Source organism: Rhodococcus sp. SMB37 (genome assembly GCF_004345605.1).
Lineage (GTDB): Bacteria > Actinomycetota > Actinomycetes > Mycobacteriales > Mycobacteriaceae > Rhodococcus.
This window is the reverse complement of record NZ_SLVY01000009.1, coordinates 122,130-146,841: the sequence shown is the minus strand read 5'-3', so window position 1 is coordinate 146,841 and position 24,712 is coordinate 122,130. Positions and strand designations below refer to the sequence as shown.

18 protein-coding genes are annotated in these 24,712 nt (G+C 66.2%); 11 read left to right on the top strand and 7 right to left on the bottom strand.

All coding sequences use genetic code 11. The features are described 5' to 3' along the window. Positions 1 to 34: 34 nt before the first annotated feature. Together EV641_RS16085 and EV641_RS16080 are read left to right on the top strand one after the other, a co-directional pair. Positions 35 to 1,453, top strand: a complete 1,419-nt coding sequence (locus tag EV641_RS16085; protein ID WP_054719490.1) for an RNB domain-containing ribonuclease — start codon at positions 35 to 37, stop codon at positions 1,451 to 1,453. Beyond that, positions 1,450 to 2,052: a CHAP domain-containing protein gene (locus EV641_RS16080; protein ID WP_132472994.1), complete on the top strand. Its 603-nt coding sequence runs from the start codon at positions 1,450 to 1,452 to the stop codon at positions 2,050 to 2,052. Before EV641_RS16085 ends, EV641_RS16080 begins: the two co-directional genes overlap by 4 nt. Positions 2,053 to 2,080: 28 nt before the next feature. Here EV641_RS16080 and pip read toward each other — a convergent pair whose 3' ends face one another. After that, a complete protein-coding gene (gene pip / locus EV641_RS16075) occupies positions 2,081 to 3,043 on the bottom strand; it encodes a prolyl aminopeptidase (RefSeq protein WP_132472992.1) in 963 nt (320 codons plus the stop codon). 3 nt (positions 3,044 to 3,046) lie between these two features. Next, a complete protein-coding gene (locus tag EV641_RS16070) occupies positions 3,047 to 3,466 on the bottom strand; it encodes a hypothetical protein (RefSeq protein ID WP_054713614.1) in 420 nt (139 codons plus the stop codon). A 169-nt stretch (positions 3,467 to 3,635) separates the two neighbouring features. Between EV641_RS16070 and EV641_RS16065 the strand changes: the two genes are divergently transcribed. Next, positions 3,636 to 4,910: a hemolysin family protein gene (locus EV641_RS16065; protein WP_132472990.1), complete on the top strand. Its 1,275-nt coding sequence runs from the start codon at positions 3,636 to 3,638 to the stop codon at positions 4,908 to 4,910. Here EV641_RS16065 and EV641_RS16060 read toward each other — a convergent pair. Continuing rightward, positions 4,905 to 7,643, bottom strand: coding sequence for a cation-transporting P-type ATPase (locus EV641_RS16060; protein WP_132472988.1), 2,739 nt, complete (start codon positions 7,641 to 7,643; stop codon positions 4,905 to 4,907). The genes EV641_RS16065 and EV641_RS16060 overlap by 6 nt on opposite strands. Before the next feature lie 53 nt (positions 7,644 to 7,696). Next, positions 7,697 to 8,548, bottom strand: coding sequence for a 3-methyl-2-oxobutanoate hydroxymethyltransferase (gene panB, locus EV641_RS16055; protein WP_132473161.1), 852 nt, complete (start codon positions 8,546 to 8,548; stop codon positions 7,697 to 7,699). Between the two features lie 174 nt (positions 8,549 to 8,722). Here panB and EV641_RS16050 point away from each other — a divergent pair, with 174 nt between their 5' ends. The 3 genes from EV641_RS16050 (at position 8,723) to EV641_RS16040 (ending at position 14,730) form a co-directional block, all read left to right on the top strand. After that, positions 8,723 to 10,273 carry an alpha/beta hydrolase gene (locus EV641_RS16050; RefSeq protein WP_241997266.1) on the top strand — a complete coding sequence of 517 codons (1,551 nt, stop codon included), beginning with the start codon at positions 8,723 to 8,725 and terminating at the stop codon, positions 10,271 to 10,273. A gap of 84 nt (positions 10,274 to 10,357) precedes the next feature. Next, complete coding sequence (locus EV641_RS16045) at positions 10,358 to 11,695, top strand: glutamine synthetase family protein (protein ID WP_054713617.1); 1,338 nt, start codon at positions 10,358 to 10,360, stop codon at positions 11,693 to 11,695. A gap of 5 nt (positions 11,696 to 11,700) precedes the next feature. Next, on the top strand, positions 11,701 to 14,730 hold the full coding sequence (locus EV641_RS16040) for a bifunctional [glutamine synthetase] adenylyltransferase/[glutamine synthetase]-adenylyl-L-tyrosine phosphorylase (protein ID WP_132472984.1): 3,030 nt from the start codon (positions 11,701 to 11,703) through the stop codon (positions 14,728 to 14,730). Between the two features lie 17 nt (positions 14,731 to 14,747). Here EV641_RS16040 and EV641_RS16035 read toward each other — a convergent pair whose 3' ends face one another. After that, a complete protein-coding gene (locus EV641_RS16035; RefSeq protein WP_054713618.1) occupies positions 14,748 to 15,437 on the bottom strand; it encodes a GntR family transcriptional regulator in 690 nt (229 codons plus the stop codon). Positions 15,438 to 15,534: 97 nt separating this feature from the next. On the opposite strand from EV641_RS16035, the gene EV641_RS16030 reads away from it, so the two are divergent. The 3 genes from EV641_RS16030 (at position 15,535) to EV641_RS16020 (ending at position 18,498) form a co-directional block, all read left to right on the top strand. Next, on the top strand, positions 15,535 to 16,446 hold the full coding sequence (locus EV641_RS16030) for a rhodanese-like domain-containing protein (protein WP_241997265.1): 912 nt from the start codon (positions 15,535 to 15,537) through the stop codon (positions 16,444 to 16,446). An 88-nt stretch (positions 16,447 to 16,534) separates the two neighbouring features. After that, on the top strand, positions 16,535 to 17,389 hold the full coding sequence (gene thiM / locus EV641_RS16025; RefSeq protein ID WP_132472982.1) for a hydroxyethylthiazole kinase: 855 nt from the start codon (positions 16,535 to 16,537) through the stop codon (positions 17,387 to 17,389). Beyond that, positions 17,389 to 18,498, top strand: coding sequence for an LLM class flavin-dependent oxidoreductase (locus EV641_RS16020; protein ID WP_132472980.1), 1,110 nt, complete (start codon positions 17,389 to 17,391; stop codon positions 18,496 to 18,498). Before thiM ends, EV641_RS16020 begins: the two co-directional genes overlap by 1 nt. Positions 18,499 to 18,540: 42 nt before the next feature. Here EV641_RS16020 and EV641_RS16015 read toward each other — a convergent pair whose 3' ends face one another. Then, complete coding sequence (locus EV641_RS16015; RefSeq protein ID WP_054717462.1) at positions 18,541 to 18,870, bottom strand: hypothetical protein; 330 nt, start codon at positions 18,868 to 18,870, stop codon at positions 18,541 to 18,543. A 485-nt stretch (positions 18,871 to 19,355) separates the two neighbouring features. Between EV641_RS16015 and EV641_RS16010 the strand changes: the two genes are divergently transcribed. Both EV641_RS16010 and EV641_RS16005 read left to right on the top strand, forming a co-directional pair. Beyond that, positions 19,356 to 22,817: an indolepyruvate ferredoxin oxidoreductase family protein gene (locus EV641_RS16010; protein ID WP_132472979.1), complete on the top strand. Its 3,462-nt coding sequence runs from the start codon at positions 19,356 to 19,358 to the stop codon at positions 22,815 to 22,817. Positions 22,818 to 22,919: 102 nt separating this feature from the next. Then, positions 22,920 to 23,939, top strand: a complete 1,020-nt coding sequence (locus EV641_RS16005) for a Glu/Leu/Phe/Val dehydrogenase dimerization domain-containing protein (RefSeq protein WP_241997286.1) — start codon at positions 22,920 to 22,922, stop codon at positions 23,937 to 23,939. A gap of 93 nt (positions 23,940 to 24,032) precedes the next feature. Here EV641_RS16005 and EV641_RS16000 read toward each other — a convergent pair whose 3' ends face one another. Then, complete coding sequence (locus EV641_RS16000; protein ID WP_054719046.1) at positions 24,033 to 24,539, bottom strand: Lrp/AsnC family transcriptional regulator; 507 nt, start codon at positions 24,537 to 24,539, stop codon at positions 24,033 to 24,035. Positions 24,540 to 24,712 lie beyond the last annotated feature (173 nt).

The following is a 24,712-nucleotide window of genomic DNA, read 5'->3' as shown; positions in this document are numbered from 1 at the left end:
ACGCACGAGGGCTGCAACGCGTAGAACTGCGCCAGTGGTGACAGCACCCTTCGTCGTCGCACCTGCGATCGACTTCGCATCCGTACGCTCCGAATTCGGTCTCGACGACGGATATCCGGCGGATGCGCTCGCAGAAGCCCGCGCGTGCACGGACAGGTTCGGCGGCGACCGTGAGGACCGCACCGACCTACCGCTGGTGACCATCGACCCCCCGGGCTCCATGGACTTGGACCAAGCGCTCCACCTCGAGCGCACGGCGGGCGGCTTCGTTCTGCACTACGCGATCGCCGACGTGTACGCCGTCGTCGAACCCGGCGGTGCGCTCGAAGCGGAAACGCATCGCAGGGGGCAGACGTTCTACCTTCCCGACGGGTCCGTTCCGCTGCACCCGCGAGAACTGTCGGAGGGTACGGCGAGCCTGCTCCCCGAGGCGATCCGTCCCGTGGTGCTCTGGCGGATCGAGATGGACCAACGCTCCGAACCCGTGGCGGTCACGGTGCGTCGTGCGCTGATCCGTACCGTCGCGCGACTCGACTACACGGGCGTGCAACGCGACGCCGAGGCCGAGGCACTGCATCCGTCCATTGCAGCGTTACCCGAATTCGGTCGGCTGCGGGCAGCGGCGGCACTCGGACGGGGAGCCATCGAGTTGCGTCTACCCGAGCAGGACGTGACACCCCTCGAGGACGGTTGGGCACTGACGGTGCAACCCCGCACGGATACAGACGACTGGAACTCGCAGGTGTCGCTGCTCACCGGAATGTGCGCGGCGCAGCTGATGCTCGAAGCGAAGGTGGGCCTGTTGCGGACATTGCCGCCTGCGGATGAGGACGCGGTCGCGGCGTTGCGTCGCACGGCGACCGCCTTGGGGGTGCCGTGGCCCGACGATGTGCAGGTCGGTGCGTTCCTTGCCGGTCTCGACGCGAACACGCCGTCGACGCTCGTGCTCATGAGCGAGGCTCCGACCCTGCTGCGCGGCGCGTCGTATGCGACGTTCGACGGTGAACTACCCGAATCGAGCCTGCACGGTGCGATCGGTGCACCCTACGCGCATGTGACCGCTCCGCTGCGCCGCCTGTCGGACAGGTACACGACCGAAGTGTGTCTCGCGGTGTCCGCGGGCGCCGCGATCCCGTCGCACATCCGCGACACGCTGCCTGTGCTGCCGAAGATCATGTCGTCGACGGATTCGTTGTCGGGAAAGGTCGGGCGCGCATGCATCGACCTCACGGAGGCCATCGTGCTCTCGTCGAGGGTCGGGCAGGAGTTCGACGCGACAGTGATCAAGGACGCCACCGACCGTCGCGACGCCGAAGTGTTCGTGGAGGCGGAGACCGTCATCGCACCGTGCGCAGGGGAACCGCGGGAAGGCGAGCGCGTCACCGTCCGTCTGACCCGTGCGGATCCTGCCGCCCGGAAGGTGCACTTCACGTACGAGCCCGCACGGGCATGAGCACCGAGACCCGGAAGGCGGGCGGCGGCAGGCGTGCGGCGACGAGAATCGTGGTGGTGCTCGCCGCGCTCGCGCTGATGCTCGTCGCCGCCGTGTGGTGGTGGGCGCCGAGCCGATACCTGCCCTGGGACACCGCGTCGTTCCCTGCCGTCGACACCGAAGCGTTGTCGGCGGAGCAGGCGACCGTCGTGCAACTCCTCGAGGACGAACACCGGACGCAGCGCCCTGGCACCTTCTACTCGGAGGGTATCGAAGAACAGTGGTGTGCCGACTTCGTCAGCTGGATCATGCGGGAAGCCGGTATGCCACTGTCGAATCCGCACTCCGGGCACTGGCGGATCCCCGGGGTGTACACGCTGCAGGAGTACTACGAGCAGCACGATCGCTTCGAATCGGTGGACTCCGGCTACCGGCCCGGGGTGGGCGACGTCGTCCTGTACGAGAACACCGCCGGTTTCGGGCAGCACACCAACATCGTCGTCGCGGTCGGCGGTGACGAGGCGATTACCGTCGGCGGCAACGAGTTCGGCCGAATCCGCGTCCACACGCTGGACTGGTCGGACGACTCGGCGGTGGTGGGATTCGGCCGGCTCCCGTAGCGACGCGGTGATATCGGGGCAGCACGTGCTATCGGAAGAGGTCGGTCGCTTCCACCAGATGGTGGGTGATGCCGGGTTCGTGCGCCGAGTGTCCGGCGTCATCGACGATGTGCAACGCCGAGCCGGGCCATGCGCGGTGGAGATCCCACGCGCTCGTCGCGGGGCACACCACGTCGTAGCGACCCTGCACGATCACGCCCGGGATACCGTGCAGGAGATGCGCATCCCGCAGCAACTGCCCTTCGTCGAGGAAACCACGATGGTAGAAGTAGTGGTTCTCGATCCGTGCGAAGGCGAGTGCGAAGCGGTGCTCCGCGGTGTCGGCGACGTGGTCGGGATGCGGTAGCAGCGAACTCGTTCCGCCCTCCCACGTCGACCACGCGACCGCTGCGCGTAAGGCGACGTCCGGATCGGGGGAGTGCAGCAACCGGTGGTAGGTGTCGACCGGGTGCTCCCCGGGTCCGGCGCCGGCCAGCGGTGCGAGAAAGCCTTCCCACAGGTCCGGGAACACCGCCCCGGCTCCGCCGTTGTAGTACCAGTCGATCTCGCTGCGGCGCAGCAGGAAGATTCCGCGCAGCACCAATTCGGTGACGCGCTCGCGGTGACGTTGCGCGTACGCCAGCGCGAGTGTCGACCCCCACGATCCGCCGAACACCATCCAGCGCTCGATATCCAGGAATGCACGTAGCCGCTCGATATCGGCGAGTAGGTGGTCGGTCGTGTTGACCGACAGGTCGGCCCCGTCGGCAACATGTGGCCGCGACCGCCCGCACCCTCGCTGGTCGAACATCACGATCCGGTAGGCCTCGGGATCGAAGAACCGGCGTTGCTGCGGCGACGTACCGCCACCCGGCCCGCCGTGCAGGAACACAACGGGCTTGCCGTCCGGGTTTCCGCTGACCTCCCAGTACACCTGCTGATCGTCGCCGACAGGGAGGAAGCCGTGGTCGTACGGTTCGATCAGGGGATAAGGTTTGCGTCGGTCGGCCATCGCCTAGAACCCGACGAGGGCCGAGGCGAGGTCGGGAATCTGCAGGGCGGTCAACGTCTCGTCGCGCACTTGGGAGCACTGCTCGGAGGTGATGGTGTCGACGCGCGCACGATCCCCGGCCAGTGCGATCAGGTCGATTCCGTTTGCCGCACCCCATTCGCCGACGAGGATGTTCAGGCCACCCTTCCCCACGGACGGCGTATAGGTGCGCCAGCTCTGCAGTTGGCCCTCGATGCGGGTGCACAGGTCGGCCGCCTGGGCCTCGGTGACACCACCAGGTGCTTGCACGGGTTCGGATGCCGGCGGTGCCGGGGTGTTCGACGGCGTCGGATCCGAGGTGGTTCCGGGGGCGCACGCGCCGAGCAGGCCGATGATGGCTGCGGCTGCGGCAGCAGCGACAGGGACGCGTCGGAATCGGGTCATGGGGGAGCGCACCTCACGGTTCGGTGGTCGTGGTCGCCGTCGAGTGTGCCATCGAATCCTGAAACGCCGATGAGCGCCCTTCTAAGCTGGGTCCATCGTGTCCGACCGTCGAGGAGTCAGGTGACATGGCCGATTTCGCACTGCTACGCAGACCGGACGGAATCGGCACATGACCGCGTCCGTTCTCGGCAATTCCGCACTCGTCCTCACGTTCATCCTGCTGGGCGGAGTGTTCGCCGCAACCGAGATCGCGTTGGTGTCACTCAACGCAGGCCGGATCCGGGCGCTCGAACGGCGAGGTGGCCGGGCCGCCCGGGTCGGCGCGCTTGCGCGGGATCCGAACCGATACATGTCGGCCGTCCAGATCGGTGTCACCGTCGCAGGTTTCTTCTCCGCGGCATACGGTGCTTCGGCGATCGCACCTGGACTGGAGCCGATACTCAACGGTTGGGGGCTGCCGAACGGTGCGGCCTCGGCGATCGCGCTCGTCCTCACCACGCTCGTGATCTCATACCTGTCGCTGGTGCTCGGTGAACTCGTGCCCAAGCGGATCGCCCTCCAGCGCGCCACGAGTGTGGCTCTCCTGACCGGGCCCGTCCTCGACAAGTTCGCGTTCGTGATGCGCCCGGTGATCCGGTTGTTGTCCGCGTCCACGGATCTGGTGGTGCGGGCCCTCGGCGGAGACCCTGCCGCGCGAGGCGAGGAGGTCACCCATGACGATCTTCGGGACATGGTCCACCAGACGGCGATTCCGGAGCACGAGCGGATGCTGTTGTCGGAGGTGTTCGACGCGGTGGAACGGTCGCTGGCCGAGGTGATGTTGCCGCGTACTGAGGTGCATTTTCTCGAGGCGTCGGCTCGGATTGTCGACGCGCGTGACGACGCACTCCACGGTGGGCACATCAGATATCCGGTGACGGGACGATCACTCGACGACGTCGTCGGGGTCGTCCACGTCCGCGATCTGATTCTCGCCGATCCCGACGCGACGGTCCGTGACGTGTGCCGCGAAGTGTTGCACCTGCCGATGACCATCCCTGCGTTGACGGTGCTGCACGATCTGCGGCTCGGCGACGAGCAGTTTGCGGTCGTCGTCGACGAGTACGGCGGTACGGCCGGGATCGTCACCCTCGAAGACATCGTCGAGGAGATCATCGGTGAGATCGGCGATCGGAATCCGAGGAGGGAGTCGGACTCGGATGCGGGGTGCGTCGACGGTTTGATGATCGTCGAGGACTTCTCGGCGGAGACCGGGGTCGTACTGCCAGACGGAGACTACGAGACGGTGGCGGGGTTCGTGCAGGAGCGACTACAACATCTCCCGGTCGTGGGAGACAGCGTCGTCGTCGGCCGCTATCGGCTGATCGTCGATGCGCTGGACGGCCGCCGGGTCGCGAGTGTTCGGCTGGTCACGGTCGACGACGAGAAGAACAACGACCTATGACGCCGATCGTGACAGTGCAGACGCCGATGACCGCTCGTGCATCCGTGAGCGGCGGACGTGGCGAACCACCCATTTCTCCAATTCCGCAACCACGAACACCAGCAGACCCGCGCCGAGTACTTTGCCCCAGTCGGCGAGAGTCAGTGCCGCCGAACCGAAAACCGCCTGCATGAACGGCGCGTACGTGAAGAGCAACTGCAGCAGTGCACACACCGCGACGGCGCCGAGGACGTAGGGGCTTCCGAGCATTCCTTCGCGGTCCAGTACGGAGTTGTAGATGCGGCGGCTGTTGAACAGGTAGAACATTTCGGCGACGACGATCGCGTTGACCGCGACGGTGCGGGCGACCTCGACCGAGGTACCGGATTCGAGCTCCCACAGGAACAACCCGAGGGAGCCGGTCATCATCAGCGCAGACACCATCGCCACCCGCCACACGAAGAACGGGGTCATCAGCGACTGTCCCGGTGGACGAGGCGCACGCTGCATCACTGTCTTCTCGGTGGGTTCGAAAGCCAATGCGAGACCGAGGGTGCTCACGGTGGCGAGGTTGATCCACAGCACCTGGGCGGGAGTCATCGGAAGGGTCAGCTGGAACACGATGGCAGCGATGACCACGAGTGCTTCGCCGCCGTTGGTGGGCAGCATGAACAACACGAACTTCTTGATGTTGTCGTAGACCCCGCGGCCCTCGTGCACGGCGGCTGCGATGCTGGCGAAGTTGTCGTCCGCGAGCACCATGTCGGCCGATTCCTTGGCCGCCTCGGTGCCGCCCTCACCCATTGCGACACCGACGTCGGCGCGAGTGAGAGCGGGAGCATCGTTGACTCCGTCGCCGGTCATGGCCACGACCTCGCCGTTGTCCTGCAGGGCGCGGACCAGACGCAACTTGTGTTCGGGGCTCGCGCGTGCAAATACGTCGGTCTCGGCGACGACGTGGCGCAATGCCGTGTCGTCGAGGGTCTCGATCTGAGCGCCTGTCACTGGTGCCCTACCGACGCCCAGGCCCATCTGAGCGCCGATCTCTCCGGCCGTATCGGCGTGGTCGCCGGTGACCATCTTGACCTCGATCCCGGCGCGATGGCATTCGCGCACTGCGACGACGGCCTCCTCGCGGGGCGGGTCGATGATGCCGACGAGCGCAAGAAAGGTGAAGCCCTGGTGCGCGTCCTCGAATTCGAGTGTTCCTGTCGCGGGCTCGCGGTCGCGGTACGCCAGCGCCAGCAACCGCAATCCCTGTGCGGCAACCTCCCTGGCGCGACGATCCCAGTATGCGATCTCGACGGGGTGTCGGTCGTTTCTGTCGTCGAGTTGGTGTGTGCATGCAGAGAGCACACTTTCGGGGGCGCCTTTGAGAAGGATCCGTTCGCGTCGTCCGTCGTCGTGACGGTGGAGGGTTGCCATGAACCGGTGTTCGGACTCGAACGGGACGACATCGAGACGCGGCCACGCGGCGGTGGCTGCGTCCGCGCGCAGGCCTGCTTTCCTGCCGAGGACCAGCAACGCGGCCTCGGTGGGATCACCGTCGATCTCCCACGACCCGTCGGCCTCGAACACCTTCGAGTCGTTGCACAGCACCCCGGTCCGGATGGCGAGATCCAGCGCAGCGGAAGACTCTCTGGTGACGGTGGTTCCATCCCCGGTGGTCAAGGTGCCGACGGGCGCATAGCCGACTCCACCCACATCGATCGTGCGGCGGGCGCCCACGACCTTCTGGACGGTCATCTCGTTGCGGGTGAGGGTGCCCGTCTTGTCGGAACAGATCACCGTGACGGAACCGAGCGTCTCGACAGCCGGGAGCCTGCGCACGACGGCGTGGCGTTGCGCCATGCGTTGGACGCCGAGAGAGAGCGTCACCGTCATGACCGCGGGTAGTCCCTCGGGAATTGCGGAGGCCGCCAGTGCCACGGCCATCGTGAACATCTCGGCCGGGGTCTCGCCACGTACGACCACCCCGAAGGCGTACGTGGCGGCCGCAGCGACCAGGATCACTGCCGCGAGCCAGCGGCCGAAACCTGCGATCTGACGCAGCAGAGGTGTGGTGGTGGTGTCGATGCCTGTCAGCAGCGCGTTGATGCGGCCGAGTTCGGTGTCGGTGCCGGTGGCGACGACCACCCCGTCGCCCTGACCGAACACCGCGACCGTCCCGGCATAGCAGGAGGAGCGGCGGTCACCGAGTTCGCTGTCTTCGTCGACGGGCGAGGTCGACTTCTCCACGGGGAGGGATTCGCCGGTCAGTGCGGCCTCGTCGATGCGGAGATCACGGGCGCGGATCAGACGCAGATCTGCGGGGACCCGGTCGCCGGACACGAGCCGGACCACATCGCCGGGTACGAGATCCACCGCCGCGATGTCGACGATCCTGCCGTCCCGGCGAACCCGTGTGTGTGGTGCGAGCATCGATCGGATCGAGTCGAGCGCCGATTCTGCTCGACCTTCCTGGATGAAGCCGATCAGCGCATTGACGACGACGGCGCCGAGCAGGACGGCGGTGTCGATCCAATGTTCGAGAAACGACGTGACGATGGCCGCGCCCATCATCACGTACAACAGGACATTGTGGAACTGGCGCAGCAGACGCCACCACCAGCGGTCCGAGCGGGGGGTGGGGAGACTGTTCGGGCCGTGCTCTGCGAGTCGGCGAGCGGCCTCGGCCGAATCGAGACCCGCGGCGGATGCGTCGAGTCGAGTGAGGGTCTCACCCGACTCGAGCGCGTGCCACGGCGTACTCATTACCCGCAATTTACCCTCGCGGGGTCGTCAGCGCTTGTGTCGGACGAGTGGTCTCAGAAGGAATGTTCCGGGCCGGGGAAGCTCCCGCCGGCCACCTCCGATGCGTACTGCGCTGCGGCATTACGCAACTCGTCGCCGACAGACCCGAATTTCTTGACGAACTTTGCGGTCTTGCCGTTCGTGTACCCGGCCATGTCCTGCCAGACGAGGACCTGCGCGTCGCATTCGTTGCCGGCGCCGATGCCGACGGTGGGAATGGTCAGCTTGCGGGTGACCTGGCCGGCGAGTTCGGCGGGAACCATCTCCATCACGACGGAGAATGCTCCGGCTTCCTGGACTGCGATGGCGTCGGCGATGAGTTGCTCGGCGCCGTCGCCGCGTCCCTGCACCCGGAATCCGCCGAGGGTGTTGACGGATTGCGGAGTGAAGCCGATGTGGGCCTGTACGGGGATACCGGCTGCGGTGAGTGCGGCGATTTGAGGTGCGATGCGCTCGCCGCCCTCGAGTTTCACGGCGTGTGCGCCGCCTTCCTTCATGAACCGGATGGCCGTGGCGAGGGCTTGCTCGGGGGACGCCTCGTAGGTGCCGAAGGGCAGATCGGCGATCACGAGAGCGTGCGGAGCACCGCGTACGACGCCGCGGACCAGCGGGAGCAGTTCGTCGACGGTCACCGGCACCGTGGTGTCGTAGCCGTAGACGACGTTGGCGGCCGAGTCGCCGACCAGGAGCACCGGAATCCCGGCCTCTTCGAAGATGCGTGCGGTGGAGTAGTCGTACGCGGTCAGCTCTGCCCAGCGGGCGCCTTCGGCCTTCATTGCCTGCAGATGGTGGACTCGCGTCTTGCGCTGGGGGGTGTTGGCCGGGGCGGAGCCGCCACCGTACACGGACGTCACATTTTCCGACATCATTGTCTCTTTCTTCCTCGAGGCCCTTCTGAGGGTCCCCGGGCGGGTGATGACAGTCTCAGTGTGCCACCGGGCTCGGCTGCCGCTAAGGCCCCGGGGCGGTGGGGTTGGTCACATACGAACGCTGTGCGGTCACACATCGAGACGGAGTGGTGGACATGGCACGATCCACGGGTGCCGGTTTCCACGCGTGTGCGCTCCCGTCGTCTGTCCGCTGTCCTCGCCGCTGTGGGCGCTCTGGTGCTGGCGGGATGCGCCGGCACCGCCACCGACGAGCGAGCGCCGTCCACCGTTGCGGTGCCGGAGGAGCTGGCGCAGTTCTATCGACAGGGCGTCGAGTGGGGCGACTGCGGCGGCTTCGGCGTCGACGGCCCGATTCTGGCTCGGAGTGGTGCACAGTGCGGTCGGATCTCGGTGCCGCTGGACTACGACGACCCGGACGGGCCGACGGCGACCCTCGCGATGTCGCGGATCGAGGCCGACGACGAGCGGATCGGATCGATCCTGGTCAACCCCGGCGGACCCGGCGCATCGGGGTTGTCCACCGTGCTCGCTGCGGCAGGCACCGAGCTGGCCGGACAGTTCGACATCGTGGGATTCGATCCGCGAGGCATCGGTTCCTCCGATCCACAGGTCCGCTGCCTGACCGCCGCCGAGACCGATGCCGATCGCGCTGTCGACGACGGAGATCGCAGTCCCGAAGGAATCGAGGCGTCCGAGAAACGCAACCGCGAGTACGCGCAGCTGTGCGCCGAACGCACCGGCGAGGATCTGCTCGCGCATGTCGGTACGGCGGACGTGGTACGGGACATGGATGTCATCCGGGGTGTGCTCGGAGACGACTCTCTGAATTTCCTCGGATACTCGTACGGAACCAGACTCGGCACCGTCTATGCGGAAACCTTCCCGGATCGCGTCCGCGCGATGGTCCTCGACGGCGCTATCGATCCCGAGCAGGACCCGGTCGAGGAGATCGTGCTTCAGGCCGAAGGATTCCAGAAGGCGTTCGACGAGTTCGCTGCCGACTGCGCCGTTCGCAGCGACTGCGCGCTGGGTAACGACCCTGCGCAGGCGTCGGCCCGGTTCCATCAGATCGTCGATCCGCTGATCGCGGAGCCCGCCGGCACCACTGATCCGCGCGGCCTGAGCTACCGCGACGCGATCACCGGAGTGCAACAGGGTCTGTACTCGTCGGCATTCTGGGGGTCGCTGCGAGGTGGGCTGAGCTCCCTCGCCGACGGTAACGGCGACACACTGCTCCGACTCGCCGACCTGTACGAGGGCCGCGAGGACGACGGCACCTACAGCAACATCAACGACGCGTTCAATGCCGTCCGATGCGTCGACGACCAGCCGGTCACCGAACGCGCCGAGGCCGGTGAACTCGACATGCGTTTCCGGCAGACGGCCCCCTTCCTCGACGACGGACGCGGAACCGGGGAGGCTCCCCTCGACGTGTGCGCATTCTGGCCCGTTCCGGCGACCGGGGAACCGCACACCCCCGACGTGCCGGGGCTCGCTCCGGTACTCGTGGTCTCGACAACCGGTGATCCCGCCACGCCGTACCAGGCCGGGGTGGATCTGGCGCGTCAGCTCGGGGGTGCGCTGGTGAGCTTCGACGGAAACCAGCACACCGTGGTGCTGGACGGGATCCCCTGTGTCGACGACGTTGTGACCAGGTATTTCATCGATGTCGAGGTGCCCGAGACCGACCCTCACTGCTGACCCGGCGCCGGTGTGACCGACACGCCACGAACGGGAACGGCCGATGTAACACGGAATTAACGGATCATGCCTACGCTCGCCGATATGGATCGCCAGAAGGAGTTCGTGCTCCGCACCCTCGAAGAGCGCGACATTCGGTTCGTGCGCCTGTGGTTCACCGACGTTGTCGGGACTCTCAAATCCGTGGCGATCGCCCCTGCCGAACTCGAGGGTGCCTTCGAAGAGGGCATCGGCTTCGACGGTTCGGCCATCGAGGGCTTCTCCCGCATCTCCGAGGCCGACATGGTCGCGCGCCCCGATGCCACGACCTTCCAGGTGCTGCCCTGGACCGATGACCGCGGACACCAGTATTCGGCGCGGATGTTCTGCGACATCACCATGCCGGGCGGTACCCCGAGCTGGGCCGACCCGCGGCACGTGCTGCGTCGCCAGCTCAACAAGGCGAGCGATCTGGGCTTCAGCTGCTACGTGCACCCCGAGATCGAGTTCTTCCTCGTCGAGAACGGCGAACCCGGCGCACCGCCGGTTCCGGCCGACGACGGGGGCTACTTCGACCAGTCGGTCCACCGTTCGGCGCCGCACTTCCGTCGCCACGCCATCGATGCACTCGAATCGATGGGAATCTCCGTCGAGTTCAGCCATCACGAGACCGCGCCCGGACAGCAGGAGATCGACCTGAGGTACGCCGACGCGTTGTCGATGGCCGACAACGTGATGACCTTCCGCTATGTGGTCAAGGAGATCGCGATGGCGGAGGGCGTGCGGGCGACATTCATGCCCAAGCCCTTCCAGCAGTACGCGGGATCGGCGATGCACACCCACATGTCGCTGTTCGAAGGCGAGACCAACGCCTTCCACGATCCGGACGATCCGTTGCAGCTCTCGGCTACGGGCAAGGCCTTCATCGCCGGCATTCTCGAGCATGCCCCGGAGATCAGCGCGGTGACCAATCAGTGGGTCAACTCCTACAAGCGCATCGTGCACGGCGGCGAGGCCCCCACCGCAGCGTGCTGGGGTCCGTCCAACCGGTCGGCGCTCGTCCGCGTTCCGATGTACACCCCTAACAAGGCGTCGTCGCGCCGAGTCGAGATCCGGACCCCGGATTCTGCCTGCAATCCGTACCTTGCCTTCGCGGTGCTCGTCGCGGCCGGTCTGCGTGGCATCGAGAAGGGCTACACCCTCGCGCCCGAGGCCGAGGACGACGTGTGGTCACTGACGGCCGCCGAACGCCGGGCGATGGGGTACAAGGAGCTGCCCACCGACCTCGACATAGCGTTGCGTGAGATGGAGAATTCGGAACTGGTAGCCGAAACTCTGGGCGAGCATGTGTTCGACTACTTCCTGCGCAACAAGTGGCGGGAATGGGAGAACTACCGGAGCCAGGTGACCCCGTTCGAGCTCGAGCAGTACCTGGGGCTGTAGACGCCATGGTGAAGCCGCCGTCTGCGCGCTCCGCCGTACCCGGCCCCGGCCGGCTCGGACTCGTCGAACGCACGGCAGCCGACGAGCTGGCGCAATTGGGGTGGACGGACGTCGAGAGCATCGAGTTGATGTGGGCGTTGTCCCGGGCTCCCAACGCCGATCTCGCGTTGCGGACCATGAGCCGCCTCGCCGACGTGCTCGGCGAGGATGGGTGGGCCGAACTCGACGCGGCGCTGCGAACCGACAAGGGCCTCCGGGGGCGACTGCTCGCCCTGTTCGGCTCGTCAGCGGCGTTCGGCGACCACGTCGTCGCGCACCCCGACCGGTGGCGGATGCTCGCGGGATCTCTCGAACTACCCGACCGACACACGTTCACGGTTCGGATGCTCGACAGCGTCGAGTCGGTTCCGGAGACCGGAGGGCGCACCAATCGGCTGATTCACCGAGCCGGGATCACAGGCCCGGAGGCCGTTGCGGCGTTGCGGACGGCCTACCGCGATCAGCTGATGCTCATCGCAGCAGCCGACCTCGCCGCGACCGTCGAGAACGAACCCGTCGTGCCGTACCTCGAAGTCGGGGAGAGGCTGGCCGACCTCGCCGACGCCGCGTTGACCGCGGCGCTCGCGGTGGCGTTCGCCACCGTCGTCCCGGACGGACCCTGCCCCACTGACATCGCGGTGATCGCAATGGGCAAATGTGGTGCGCGCGAACTCAATTACGTCAGCGATGTCGATGTGATCTTCGTCGCCGAACCGGCCGATGCGAGAGCCAGCCGTATCGCGGGCGAGATGATGCGGATCGGAACGTCGGCGTTCTTCGAAGTCGACGCCGCGCTGCGTCCCGAGGGTAAACGCGGCGAATTGGTGCGTACCCTCGAATCTCATGTGGCCTACTACAACCGGTGGGCCAAGACGTGGGAGTTCCAAGCACTCCTCAAGGCCAGGCCGATGACCGGCGATCTCGACCTGGGGCGCCGCTACATCGAAGCCTTGAGTCCGTTGGTGTGGACGGCCTCAGAGCGCGAAGCCTTCGTGCCGGAGGTGCAGGCGATGCGCCGACGGGTCGAAGAACTCGTCCCCGCGGATCTGCGGGAACGGGAACTCAAACTCGGAAAAGGCAGTCTGCGCGACGTCGAATTTGCCGTACAACTGCTGCAGATGGTGCACGGGCGTACCGACGAATCGTTGCGCGTTCCCAACACCGTGGAGGCCCTGTCCGCGCTCGCCGACGGCGGATACGTCGGGCGTGACGATGCCGCGAACCTGCGCGCGTCGTACGAATTCCTCCGGTTGCTCGAACACCGCCTGCAACTGCAGCGACTCAAGCGCACCCATACCCTCCCGCCTCCGGACGACCGCGAGAACCTGCGTTGGCTCGCACGCGCGGCGCACATGCGGCCGGACGGACGGAAGGATTCGCTCGGCGTCCTCCAATCCGAGATCAAACGCAACTCGGCGCGCATCCGCCGACTTCATGCGAGGCTGTTCTATCGGCCGCTGCTCGAATCGGTGACCAGGCTCGACAAGGACGCAGTGCGTTTGTCGCCCGACGCCGCTGTTCGGCAGCTCGCAGCCCTCGGCTACACCGCACCCGAGCATGCCCTCGAGCATCTCACCGCGCTGTCCGGGGGCGCGTCGCGCAAGGCAAGGATCCAAGCTCTGCTGCTTCCGCAGCTGCTCGAATCTCTCGGTGAGACAGTCGATCCGGATGGTGGCCTGCTCGCCTACCGGCGACTGTCCGACGCGCTGTACGACACGGTGTGGTTCCTGCGGGTACTGCGCGACGAGCCGTCGGTCGCGGAACGCCTGATGAAGGTGCTGGGAACGTCGGCGTACGTGCCCGAGTTGCTCATCAAGGCACCCGATGTCATCCGGCTCTACGCTGATGCCTCCACGGGGTCACGCCTCCTCGAACCGAAACCCGCCGAGGTGGGGAAGGCGATCGTCACGTCGTCGTCCCGTTACGACGATCCGTCTCGTGCGATCGCTGCGGCCCGTTCACTGCGTCGCGCGGAACTCGCGCGGGTCGCGAGTGCTGACCTTCTCGGGATGTTGTCGGTTCCCGAAGTGTGCGAAGCGCTCTCGTTCGTCTGGTCGGCGGTACTGGAAGCGGCACTGGCCGCGGTGATCCGGGGATCCGAGCGTGAGAAGGGCCCGGCGCCGGCACGAATCGCGGTGATAGGCATGGGCCGGCTCGGTGGCGCCGAACTCGGTTATGGATCGGATGCCGACGTGTTGTTCGTTTGCGAACCGCTTCCCGACGCCGACGAGACCGTCGCAGTGAAATGGGCGGTGTCCGTTGCCGAGCACGTCCGTAGACTCCTGGGGGCTCCGAGCACCGACCCACCGCTCGAAGTCGATCTCGACCTACGTCCCGAGGGGCGCAGCGGGGCGCTGGTGCGCACCTTCAAATCCTACGAGGCCTACTACACACAGTGGGCAGAGACGTGGGAGGTCCAGGCGTTGCTGCGTGCTCATACTGTCGCGGGCGACCCCGACCTGGGGCTCCGGTTCCTCCACATGATCGACCGCGTGCGTTACCCCGAAGGCGGGGTCACCCAGGAAGCGGTGCGGGAAATCCGGCGGATCAAGGCGCGGATGGACTCCGAACGGCTTCCGCGTGGCGCCGATCCTGCCACCCACACGAAATTGGGTCGTGGCGGACTGTCCGACGTCGAATGGACCGTGCAATTGCTGCAACTCCAGCACGCGCACGAGATCGAGTCGCTGCGCAATACGTCGACTCTCGAGACGCTCGACGCGATCGGTGCGGCCGAGCTCATCAGCGAGGCCGACGTCGATTTGCTCCGGGACGCGTGGATCACCGCGACCCGTGCGCGCAACGCCCTCGTTCTGGTGCGGGGAAAGCCGAGTGATCAGCTTCCGGGGCCGGGTCGGCAGCTCGCGGCCGTGGCGAGCGCAGCAGGCGAACACAGCGATGACGCGTCCGAGTTCCTCGACAACTACTTGCGGGTCACGCGTCGTGCGCGAGCCGTTGTCGAGCGGGTATTCGGTGGGGAAACGAACGGGCACTGAACCATTCGCGCCGACCCTCAACCTCCCGCGAACATCTTGATGCGCTGTTCGCGGCTGCGTTCGAGGTGCATCCGCATGTGCTTGCGGGCTGCCGACTCGTCGCGCGCGCGGAGCGCTTTCAGGATGAGGTCGTGTTCGTCGTTGAGTATGTCGGGTTCGCCATAGGTCGATGGCGGGCCCGAATCGTAGATCCGTAGCTGCGTGGTCAGCCGGATGAGGAGTGCGGTGATGGTGGCATTGTGCGCAGCCTGCCACAGCGCCTCGTGGAATCGGAAGTTTCCTGCCCGGACCTCGGTGTCGTCGGAGGCCGAGCAGCAGAAGCCATGGAGCTGTTCGAGTCGGGCCAGGTCGAGTTCGGTGTGGCGGATCGCGGCGGCTCCGGCGGCTTCGGATTCGAGGGCCACGCGCGCGGCGTAGATCTCGATGACGTCCTCCGGGGTCCCCGACCTGACGCGGAATCCCCGCGTGGCGCGTTCGAGCAGTCCGTCGTGGGCGAGCCAGTTCAGGGCTTCCCGGATGGGGGTGCGCGAAGCTCCGTAGGTCTCGCTGAGCTGGGTCTCGTGCAGTGCGGCGCCGCTCGGGAACTTGCCCGCGAGGATGTCGGCGCGCAGCCTCAGGTACTGCTTCGACGTCTGATCATCGCGTCCGGTGGGAAGTTCTCCGAGCAATGAGCCGGTCAGGTCGGCCGTGGTGCCCCGGTCGGTCATTGCGCTCCTGTCGAGAGGTTCCGTGTATGCGGAGATTATGCCACCGTCAACAATCGGATACTTGCGTATACGTTATTCGTCGTTTAGCGTCGCTGATGTGATCGAGGAGAAGCCGAGGATGGCGCGGGGCTGCGATTCCCGCAGCGACGACGTAGTGGTCGCCGCCGAGGACCTTGCGCGCGACCTCGCAGCTGCCGTGGTGCTCGATGCCACCGTGTCGTTTCCGAAACCGCGGTTCGACGGCGACTACCGCCCCGAATCAGGGCACTCCACCTGGGCTCGAGCGCACATACCGGGCGCCGTCCACATCGATCTGCTCGGCGAGTTCAGCGCGCCGGACGGTCCGCTGCACTTCACGCGACCGGAACCCGAACACCTCTCCGCTGAGCTTGCCCGCATCGGTGTAGGGCCTGGCACCGACATCGTGGTGTACGACGCGGGCGAGATGACCTGGGCATCGCGGGTGTGGTGGATGCTCCGCAACATCGGCATTCGCGCGCGGGTCCTCGACGGCGGGCTCGCACGCTGGACAGAACTCGGTTTTCCACTCTCCTCGGAGGAGTCCGCACCGCCGGCGGCAATCGAGCCCGCGGAGGTCGCCGACCACGGCCTCTGGCGCGACCGCGACGACGTCCTCGGGATCAGTGCGGGTTCGGAATCGGGAACGCTGCTCTGCGCACTCGATCCCGAGCACTTCGCGGGCATCGCAACGACGCGCTACGCCAGGCGCGGCCGTATTCCCGGCAGCCGGAACCTGCCGGCAAAGAGCCTCCTCGGTGCCGGAGTTCTTCGTCCTCACACGGAACTGGCCGCCCTGGCCGAGGCCGTGGTGTCCGAGGCTGAGCACCCCCTCATCGTCTACTGCGGCGGCGGGGTGTCCGCGTGCCTGGTCGCGCTCGCTCTGGTGCGGACCGGTCACGACGACGTCGCGGTGTACGACGGATCCCTCGCCGAGTGGACTGCGGATCCGGCGCTGCCGATGATCTCGGACGAGGAGGGAAACCCATGACGCCGTACCCCGCCCCGCGATGTCCTCGCGGCCGTGCGTGCCGATTCCGACGTCCAGCCAGACCCGACACCTCTGTGACAGGAACCTCATGACCTCCACGACGAACGCGCCGACGATCGATGACCTCGCAGATGCTCTCGGCACGCTACGTGCACGAACCCCGCTCGTGCAGTCGCTGACCAACATCGTGTCCGCGAACTTCCTGACCAATGTTCTGCTCGCGGCGGGTGCCAGCAACGCCCATATCGACAATGTGCACGAAGCAGGCAGCTTCGCGCGTATCGCAGGGGGAGTGCTGGTCAACCTCGGGACACCCGACGACGGAACCGCTGCTGCCTTCACCGCCGCGGCAGAAGCCGCACACGACGCGGGGACACCATGGGTGCTCGACCCCGTCGGTGTCGGTGGGCTACCGTGGCGCACCGGACTCGCCGCGGACCTGCTCGCCTATCGTCCCACCGCGATCCGCGGCAACGCGTCCGAGATCATCGCGCTCGCGGGTCAGGGCGGCGACACGCGCGGTGTCGACAGCGCCGACGAAGCGGCGGCGGCGATCCCGGCGGCGCTCGCTCTGCTCGAGTATTCCGATGCGGTGTCCGCGTCGGGACCGGTCGACTACCTCGTGGGTCGTGGTGGCGACGGTGCGGTCACCGGACTCCGCATCGCGGGCGGTAGCGCCATGCTGCCCCGCGTGACCTCCACCGGGTGCTCGCTCGGTGGCCTCGTCGCGGCCTACCTTGCAGTCGCGCCCACCGCACTGATCGGTCTGGCCGCGGCACACACGCACGTCGCCGTCGCGGCCGAGATCGCCGAGCAGAACTCGACCGGCCCGGGGTCGTTCGCTGTGGCCTACCTCGACGCGCTGTACACGGTCGACGCCGACACTCTGCGGCACCACGCCCGTGTCGAGGCATTCGAACTGCCGAAGAAGGACGAGAACTGATGGGCATCAAGACTTTCTGGTATCTCACCCAGGCCGACGGTGATTATCCGTGGAGCCACAACGGGCTGTTTCCCGTCGACGGGACACGGCAGATCGAGCTCGCCGAGACAATCGACGAGGGTGGTTTCGACGGCGCGCTCGTCGCGACCTGGCCGAACGATCCGTTCATCTCCGCGACCTGGGCTGCCGCGCACACCAGCCGAATGAAGTTCCTCGTCGCGGTGTACGCCAATATGACACCGGCCCGGTTGCTCGCCGAGAAGGCGCTCACCTTCGACGCCTTCAGCGGTGGCCGACTGATGATCAACTCCGTCAACGGGCGCGAGAACATCCTCACCAAGTACGATATGAACGTCGAGCACGATCGGCGCTACGAACTCGGCGAGCAGTACTGGGCCGACTTCCATCGGATCTACGCCGAGGGCACGGAATCGAACTTCCCGAACACGCCGCTGCGCATCGACCCGCCATCCTGCGGTCATACGGTACCGCTGTGGGGCACCGGCGATTCACCGGCCGGGCTGGAGAACGCCGGCAAGGTGCTCGACGCCTACCTGATCATGTTGCGCGAGACGACCTTCGTCGATGCCAAGTTCACTGCAGCCCGTGAGTCCGCGGCAGCCCAAGGGCGCGAATACACCGATTTCGGTGCGTTGTCGGGTGTCATCGTGCGGCCGACCCAGGCCGAGGCGCTCGACCGGTTCCGGTCGTTGTTCGAAAACGCCGGCATCGACCGGATCCGCGAGGTGCTTGACGATGCGGTTCGGCGCCGAACCCACGGGCAGCAGGATCTCACGACTTTCACCGCGCGCGATGCGCAGCGTCAGGGATGGGTCGACACGATCAACGCCGGAAAGCTGCCCGAGCCCGACGATCTGTACCTCGGTGACGGACTCTATGCCGGCATCACGGCATGGTCGCCGCTGGACATCTTCGCGACCGGCTCGTCGGCGGTGTACTACGCGGGCACGCCCGACGAGATCACCGGGCACGTGCGGACACTACGGGACAAGACGGGGCTTACGTCCCTGATTCTGGCCGGCTGGCCGCTCATCGACGAGGCGAAGTACGTTGCCGAGCATTTGATTCCGAGATTTCGCGAGCTGTGAGGTGTCGTCAGCGGCCGAGCGATTCGGCCTCGCACCGCGTCTTCAGTTGCACAAGATGATCAGCCCGACACCCCGCCACACCTCGGTTTCCACCTTCTTCCATTCCTGTTTGTCGTAGTCCCATTCGTAGTCGGTCTCGGTGGCGTATCCGCGGTCGCGTTGCTCGGTCACCGTGCAATCCTGAAGGGTGCTGCCGGCGCGGCTGATGATGCGCCAGGGCACATTTGCGTCGGTCAACGTCCTGGTGGCCTGTTCCTGGGACATTCCCACGGTGTTCGGTGCATTCTGTGCTGTTGCAATCCCCGCCGCCAGAGGGCTCAGAAGCAGGGCGCCGGCGGCTGCACACGCCGCGGCCGAAAGAGTCGTACGCATGACGGCCTCCTTTCGGAGACAGGTCGGTATTCAGTGCTCTGCCCAGGCGTGCCGGTACCCGGCGTGCCCGGTGATCTGGGTCGGCAGAGCGACGATGCGTCCATCTGGCGACCGGATGCGCTGACCTCCCGCCTCCACGCGAGCGCAGACCCCCCTCGGCCGCAAGAAGTAGGGAGAATTAACGCACCCTCGACAATTTTGCCAGGGCTTTCGGCAAAATGTGTCGTACATCACTGACTGTACGCGCGTGTGCAAGTGATTTTCGTGAGTGTGGGCCGACCCGTCGTCGGCGAGGTCGAGAGTGTGGTAGCTGATCACGGTGCGCACCTTGGTAATGTGCCGTGGATCACATATGGACATTTTGATCCGTTGTATGTTCATCTATTGACTTGATCTGGTAGTTAAACCCACTATTGCTGCACCAAATGATCTGATCGAAGCGGCACATTGAGCACGCGTGTCGCACGAAGGAATGGTGGTGCGCGATGACGGAGACCGTGATCCGCGGAAGTGAACGACATCCCTACGATCTCGACGACCGATACCGATCCGGCTCGGGCACGGTGCTGCTCACCGGAGTGCAGGCGATTGCACGGCAACTCGTGGAACAGCACGTGCGCGACATCCGCGACGGGCGCCGCGTCGCCACATTCGTCTCCGGGTACCAAGGCAGCCCACTCGGCGGCCTCGACAAGATGCTGCACGGCATGCCGAAGGTGCTCGCCGAACACGACATCACTTTCACCCCCGGATTGAACGAGGAACTCGCAGCGACGTCGGTATGGGGAAGTCAGGGGCAGCTCGGAGCCGGTACGCGCACCCACGACGGAGTGGTCGGCGTCTGGTACGGCAAGGGGCCCGGACTCGACCGCGCAACGGACGCGCTACGTCACGCCAACATGTACGGCGTCGACCCGAACGGCGGAATGCTGCTGATGGTCGGAGACGACCCGGCGTCGAAATCCTCCACCGTGCCCGCCGTGAGTGAACGATCCCTCGCGGCACTGGGAATCCCCGTGCTGTTCCCGCGCAACGCCGCCGAGATCGTCACGATGGGACTTCACGGTGTCGCCTTGTCGCGCGCGTCGGGGTGTGTGGTCGCACTCAAAATCGTCGCCGATGTCGCCGACGGAGCCTGGTCGATCGATGGGTTGGTGTCGGATCTGTCCATCACCGTGCCCGACATCGAGTGGGAGGGAAGACCGTTCACGTACCGTCAGCGCCCCATGGCGGCACCCGGCGACAGCGTGATCGCCGAGGCAGACCTGTACGGTCCGCGATGGAAGACCGTCCTGGCCTACGGCAAGGCCAACGCACTCGACGTCATCGAGATCGACCCACCGCACTCTCGGATCGGCTTGGCGGCCACCGGAACCACCTTCGACGCGATGCGGCAGGCATTGCTCGACCTCGGGGTCGCCGATGCGGACCTGCACCGCGCGGGAATCCGGTTGCTGCGTATAGGAATGCCCTACCCCCTCGGTCCGGACCTCGTCTGTGATTTCGCGCGCGGACTCGACGAGCTGATCGTCGTCGAGGACAAGACGGCCTTCGTCGAAACCCAGATCCGCGAGATCCTCTACGGCACGGAATCCGCACCGCGCATCCTCGGAAAGAAGGATGTCGATGGGCGTCCGCTCATGCCTTTCGACGGTGAGCTGACCGCCGGGCGGATCCGCGGACCGCTGCGTCGGGTGTTGCGCAAGTACATCGAACTCGGGCCGGGGCCCCTCCCGCAACTGCCACTCGAAGTCCTCTCCACCTCGCGCACCCCGTACTTCTGCAGCGGCTGCCCCCACAACCGCTCCACCGCCCTGCCCGAGGGTTCGATCGGCGGCGGCGGAATCGGCTGCCACACTCTCGTCACCCTGTCCGGTCGCACCGACAGTGCGGTGACGGGCCTGACCCAGATGGGTGGGGAGGGTGCTCAATGGATCGGGCAGGCGCCCTTCACCGACATCGGGCACATGTTCCAGAACGTCGGCGACGGAACCTTCTTCCATTCCGGTCAGCTTGCCGTCCAGGCGTGTGTCGCGGCCGGGGTGAACATCACCTACAAGCTGCTCTACAACGACGTCGTTGCGATGACGGGCGCGCAGGACGCCGAGGGTGCCTTGAAGATCCCCCACCTGACACACAAGCTGACCACCGAAGGCGTTCGTAAGATCATCATCTGTTCGGACGACCCCACGCGGCATCGTAAGCGGTCCCTCGCGCGCGGCACCGTGGTGTGGCACCGCGACAGGCTCGACGAAGCGCAGAAACTATTGCGTGAGGTTCCGGGCGTCACGGTGCTCATCTACGACCAGCACTGCGCGGCCGATGCGCGTCGTCAGCGTAAGCGCGGCACTCTGCCCACCCGCACCACCCGCGTGGTCGTCAACGAGGCGGTCTGTGAGGGATGCGGAGACTGCGGCGTCAAGAGCAACTGCCTGTCGGTCCAGCCGGTGGACACCGAATTCGGATCCAAGACGCGCATCGACCAGACGTCGTGCAATACCGACTACTCGTGCCTCGATGGGGACTGCCCGTCCTTCGTGACGGTCGAGGCAGCACCGGAGCGCACGCTCGAGCGACGTGCCCACCCGACACCGCCCGCCGTACCGGACATCGCCGGTGACGTTCCGGCCGGGACCAGCAACGTCCTCCTCGCCGGGATCGGGGGCACCGGCATCGTCACCGTCAACCAGGTGCTCGCCACTGCGGCGCTGCGTGCCGGATTCGAGGTCGAATCGCTCGACCAGATCGGGATGAGCCAGAAGGCCGGTCCGGTGGTCTCCCACCTGCGTTTCGCCGTGGGCGACCTCGAACCGGGTAATCGCGTCGGCACCGGCGGGGCATCCTGCCTGCTTGCGCTGGATCTGCTCACCGCCACCGATCCGAAGAATCTTGCCTACGCCGACACCGCCGCGACCGTCGCGGTCGCGTCGACGAGCCGCACGCCCACCGGAGACATGGTGTACGACCGGTCGATCCATCATCCCGATGAGGAAGGTCTGCTCGCGCGGCTCGAGGCGACCACTCGCGAGTTGGCCTCGTTCGACGCGCTCGCCGCATCGCAGGCGCTGTTCGGTGAGACGGCCGCGGCGAACTTCCTGATCGTGGGAGCGGCGCACCAACTCGGCGGACTGCAGATCCCGGCCGCCGCTGTCGAGGAGGCGATCGAGATCAACGGTGTCGCGGTGGCAACCAACATCGCTGCATTCCGGTGGGGGCGCGCCGCGATCGCCGATCCTGATTCATTCCGCGCTGCGACCGAACCGTCACGCCGCGACCGCGTCGTGACAGTGGCGCCCGACCGGTTGTTCGACGGCACCACCTTTCACGGTGAAGTGCAGCGACTGGTGAAGATCCGCGCTGCCGCTCTCATCGATTTCCAGGACGAGGCGCTCGCGGCGCGGTACATCGGGCGGGTGCACTCCGTGTGGGTGGCCGAACGTCGTCTTACCGACCGCACCGACCTCAGTGAGGCCGTGGCCCGAGGCCTTTTCAAATTCACGGCCTACAAGGACGAGTACGAGGTCGCACGGATGCTCGTCGATCCCGCTTTCGTCGACGACGTGCAGGCTCAGGTGCCTGGTGGATACCAGCTCACCTACCGCCTGCATCCGCCTGTGCTGCGGGCGCTCGGACGCAGCAGGAAGGTCGGATTCGGACCGAAGTCGCATTCGACCCTGCGGATGCTCGCCAAAGCGAAGCGCCTGCGCGGCACCCGGTTCGATCCGTTCGGTTACGCCCACGTCCGGCGGACCGAACGTGCACTGCTCGCGCACTACACCGCCGTGATCGAGCAGGTCGTCGCCGATCTGTGTGCTGGCTCGTACGACCGTGCCGTGCGGATCGCGGAACTTCCGGACATGGTGCGCGGCTACGAGGACGTCAAGCTGCGCTCCGTCGAGCAGTATCGCGCCCGGCTCGAAGAACTCGGCGTCGATGTCGATTTCTGAGTTGTCTCCTCCTGCCATCCGATTCACATCCTCCGAAGGGAATCCGCACATGACCACGTCCACCGCTGCCCGTCCGACGGTCACCGATCCCGCTCTCGGCGCCTGACCGATCGGCCTCACGAACAGGTCGTCTTCCACGAGGACGCCGCGACGGGTCTCCGCGCGATCATCGCGGTCCACTCGACAGCTCTCGGGCCGGCCCTCGGCGGCACCCGCTTCTATCCCTACGTCGACGACGCGACGGCGCTCGAGGACGTGCTGCGACTCTCGTGGGGAATGACCTACAAGGCCGCAGTGGCGGGAGTGAACCTCGGTGGCGGCAAGGCCGTCATCCTGGGTGATCCGGCCCTCGACCAGAGCGACGAGTTGCTCGCCGCGTACGGGCGATTCGTCGATTCGCTCGGCGGCCGCTATGTCACCGCCGTCGACGTATGCACCCACGCCGGCGACCTCGACGTGATCGGAATGCATACCGCGCATGCGGTCGGCCGGACGACCGCGGCGGGGGGATCCGGCGACAGCTCACCGGTGACGGCGCTCGGTGTGTTCCAGGCGATGAGAGCGGGTGTCCGGACTGTCTGGGGGAGAGATACTCTCGCCGGACACAGAGTGGGGGTCGAAGGGCTGGGGAAGGTAGGCTACCGGCTCGTCGAACTACTCGCCCGCGATGGCGCCGACATCGTCGTGTCCGACGTGAACCCAGTTGCACTGGCAAGGGTCACATCGGACTTCCCGTCAGTGAAGGTGGCGGACGGAGTCCTTACGTCTTCTCTGGATATCTATGCCCCGTGCGCTCTCAGCGGCACACTCACGGCGGCGACCGGGGGCATGATCGACGCTCAATTGGTATGCGGCGCCGCCAACAATCAGCTGGCCGACCCGACCGTCGAGGAGATCCTGCGCGGTCGCGGCATCATCTGGGTTCCCGATTACGTAGCGAATGCCGGTGGTCTGATCCAGGTTGCGGGGGAGGTCGACGGCTCGGACGCCGCCACCGTCCGTGGTCGGGTCGAGGGGATATTCGATCGAACTGTCGAGATCTTCGCCCTGTCGCGGGCACTGGACATCACGCCCGGGGCTGCCGCGAACCGGATTGCGGAGCAGCGCATCGATTCTGTGTGACGTAGAAATCACGGGGGAGTCGCCCATGGGCGACTCCCCCGTGAGTTGTGTGTGCAGCGCGTCGTGTGTATGGCTGCGTGGTGCGGATGGCCGTCAGGGCCGGGTGGACGGAACCGAGCGTCCGTGTCCTGCATCTCGGGTGAGATGTTCGAGCAGCGGCTGTGTGCGATATGCCACGGGGGTGGTGAGCGCCAGGGTCGTGGTGGTGTGCGCGACACCTTCGATGCTGTGGATGCGTTCGAGGACCTGCAGCAGATCTTCCTGTGACTGGGCGGCCATTCTGATCAGGAGATCTTCCCGCCCTGTCGTCGCGTGCACTTCGAGGATCTCGGGGAATCGCTCGAGTTCGGCGATCACGAGGCCCATCCGCGCCTGGACGAGTTCGGCGCCGATGAACGCTTGGAGGGGTAGGCCCAGTTTGGGGAGGTCGACGACCGGTCGGTATCCGGTGACCGCGCCCGACTCTTCGAGTTTCTTGATCCGCGATTGGACGGTGTTGCGCGCGACGCCGAGCTTGGCCGAAAGATCGACGATGCCCGCCCTCGGGTTGTGCGTGAGCTCCGCGAGGAGCGCTGTGTCGAGCCGGTCGAGACTGAACACGATGACATCCTTTCCCTGGTGATGCGCCTCATAATTTGAACATATTGATCAGCTGAATCGAAAGGTCTCGACGCAGATCACTGCAGTGCCATGATTGCCACATTGAAATGCTCATGCAAATGCAGCCGACCGTACTGTGCGCGTATTCCGTGAGCTGTTTCGGCCGCCGGTCA